This window comes from Streptomyces sp. NRRL WC-3549 (genome assembly GCF_000721935.1).
Classification (GTDB): Bacteria; Actinomycetota; Actinomycetes; order Streptomycetales; family Streptomycetaceae; genus Streptomyces.
Genome location: NZ_KL585389.1, coordinates 57716 through 60251, shown reverse-complemented (window position 1 = coordinate 60251; position 2536 = coordinate 57716). Strand labels below are relative to the sequence as shown.

Here is a 2536-nt window from a genome sequence, read left to right as displayed (position 1 = left end):
TGTATAAGAGACAGATCGGCAAGACGGCGCTGCTCTCCCGTGGCTCGCCCACCGCGACGCTCGCGCACTTCGCCGCCCCCGGGCCGGTGCCGCGGCGGGTCGCGGCCCTGCTGGGGCCGGCCCCGGTCGCACGGGCGTGGCCGCCCGCCTTCACTGCCGTCGGTCTGGCCGTCTGGGGGGCGGCGGCCGGGGCGACGGTCTCCGCACTGTCCTCGGCGAACGCGGCGGTCACCCTCTTCTTCGCGCTGAAGGCCGCCACACCTCTCTGACCCGACCCGCCCCGGCTCGGCTCCGACGTGGGCACTTTACGGACCCTTTACCCTTGAGCCGGGACACTTTCATCCCGGACCTCTCCGGTCCGCCTTGTCCACGAACCGCGAAGGAGCAGCACCCGCAATGGGTGAACCTGTCAGTACCAGCCGTGTCACGGCCCACCCGCACACAGCCCGCGGGACGGAGGTGACACGGTGACGGAAGTGCTTCTGCTGCTCGTCGCGCTCGTCCTCGTCCTGGCGTGCGCCGTGTTCGTCGCCGCCGAGTTCTCGCTGACCACCGTCGAGCGCGGTGAGCTGGAGCGCGCCGCCGAAGCGGGCGAGCGGGGCGCGGACGGCGCCTTGCAGGCGGCCAGGCGCCTGACCTTCCAGCTCTCCGGAGCCCAGCTGGGCATCACGGTCACGTCGCTGGTCATCGGCATGCTCGCCGAGCCGTCGCTGGCCGTCCTGCTGCGCGGGCCGCTGGAGGCCGCCGGACTCCCTGAGGGGGCCGTCCCCACCGTGGCCACGCTGCTCGGCGTCGTCGTCGCCACGGTGGTGCTGATGGTCGTCGGTGAGCTGGTCCCCAAGAACTGGGCGATCTCCAGCCCGCTGGCCGTGGCCAAGGTCGTGGCCGGACCGCAGCGCGCCTTCACCGCGGTCTTCGCCCCGCTGATCCGGCATCTGAACGACACCGCCAACCGGCTCGTGCGCCGCTTCGGGCTGGAACCGCAGGAGGAACTGGCCTCGGCCCGGAGTCCTCAGGAGCTGGTCGCGCTCGCCCGGCACTCCGCGCTGGAAGGCGCCATGGAGCAGGACTCGGCCGAGCTGTTCGTCCGTACGCTGCACCTGGGCGAGCTCACCGCGGAGAACGTGATGACGCCCCGGGTGGACGTCCGGGCCCTTCAGGCCCGCGCCACCGCCCAGGACGCCGCCAACCTCACCCTCGCCACCGGGCTGTCCCGTTTCCCCGTCTACCGCGACAGCCTGGACGAGGTCATCGGCACGGTCCACGTACGGGACGTCCTCGCGCTCGACGAGCACGCGCGTTCCCGCACCCCGGTGACCGATCTGGCCACCGCCCCGCTGCTGGTGCCCGATTCGCTGCCCGTGGACCGTCTGCTGCAACGGCTGCGGCGGAGCCGGACCATGGCCGTGGTGATCGACGAGTACGGCGGAACGGCGGGCGTCGCCACGATGGAGGACATCGTGGAGGAGGTCGTCGGCGAGGTGCGGGACGAGCACGACCCGCACGAGCGGCCCGGCCTGGTGCCGCTGGACGGGTCGCCGGACGGCCGCCCGGTGTGGGAGGCCGACGGCGCCGTCCGGCTCGACCAGCTGGAGGAGATCGGGCTGACCGCGCCCGACGGGCCGTACGAGACGCTGGCCGGGCTGCTCGCGGCCCGCCTGGAGCGCATCCCGCGAGTCACCGACCGCGTCGAGGCGGACGGCTGGCAGTTCGCCGTCCTGCACGTGGTACACCACCGGGCCGACCGCGTCCGGATCACGGCCCCCGTCCCCGAGACCGTCCAGGAAGCCCGATGACCGCCGTCCAGCTGCTGATCGGCGCGCTGACGCTGCTCACCAACGCCTTCTTCGTCGGCGCGGAGTTCGCCCTCATCTCCGTACGGCGCAGCCAGATCGAACCGGCCGCGCTGAAGGGCAACGCCCGTGCCGCGTCCACCCTCTGGGGGCTCCAACACCTCTCCGCCGTGATGGCCACCGCCCAGCTCGGCATCACCGTCTCCTCGCTGGTGCTCGGCGCGGTCGCGGAACCGGCCATCGCCCATCTGCTGGAGCCGCCGTTCGAGGCCGTCGGGGTGCCCCAGGGGCTGATCCACCCGATCGCGTTCGTGATCGCCCTGACGGCGGCGACGTACCTGCACATGCTCGTCGGGGAGATGGTGCCGAAGAACATGGCGCTCGCCGCCCCGGCGCCGACGGCGCTGCTGCTGGGTCCGCCGCTGGTCGCCCTGACCCGCGCCCTGCGCCCGTTCGTCTTCGGGATCAACGCCTTCGCCAACGCGATCCTGCGGCTGCTGAAGGTGGAACCGAAGGGCGAGGTCTCCTCCGTCTACACGGACGACGAACTCGTCCGGCTGGTGAAGGACTCCAGCGAGGCGGGCCTGCTGGACCCCGCCGACGGCGAGCGGCTGCGGGACGCGCTCGAACTGGGTACGCGGCCGGTCGGCGAGGTGATGGTGCCCCTGGCCAGGACGGTCACCGTGGGCCACGACATCACGCCGCAGCGGCTCGAACGGGCCGCCGCGGCCAGCGGGTTCTCC

The 2536-nt window shown here is 72.7% G+C and carries 2 protein-coding genes and 1 pseudogene; all 3 read left to right on the top strand.

Annotated features, from left to right (window positions below):
• Positions 1–269 (top strand): annotated as a pseudogene (locus IH13_RS0107615) (M56 family peptidase); the annotation flags it as partial.
• Between the two features lie 198 nt (positions 270–467).
• Complete coding sequence (locus IH13_RS0107610; RefSeq protein WP_031082214.1) at positions 468–1796, top strand: hemolysin family protein; 1329 nt, start codon at positions 468–470, stop codon at positions 1794–1796.
• Positions 1793–2536, top strand: a 744-nt coding sequence (locus IH13_RS40080; protein ID WP_031082213.1) for a CNNM domain-containing protein, incomplete at its 3' end; no start/stop codon positions are given. The genes IH13_RS0107610 and IH13_RS40080, both read left to right, overlap by 4 nt.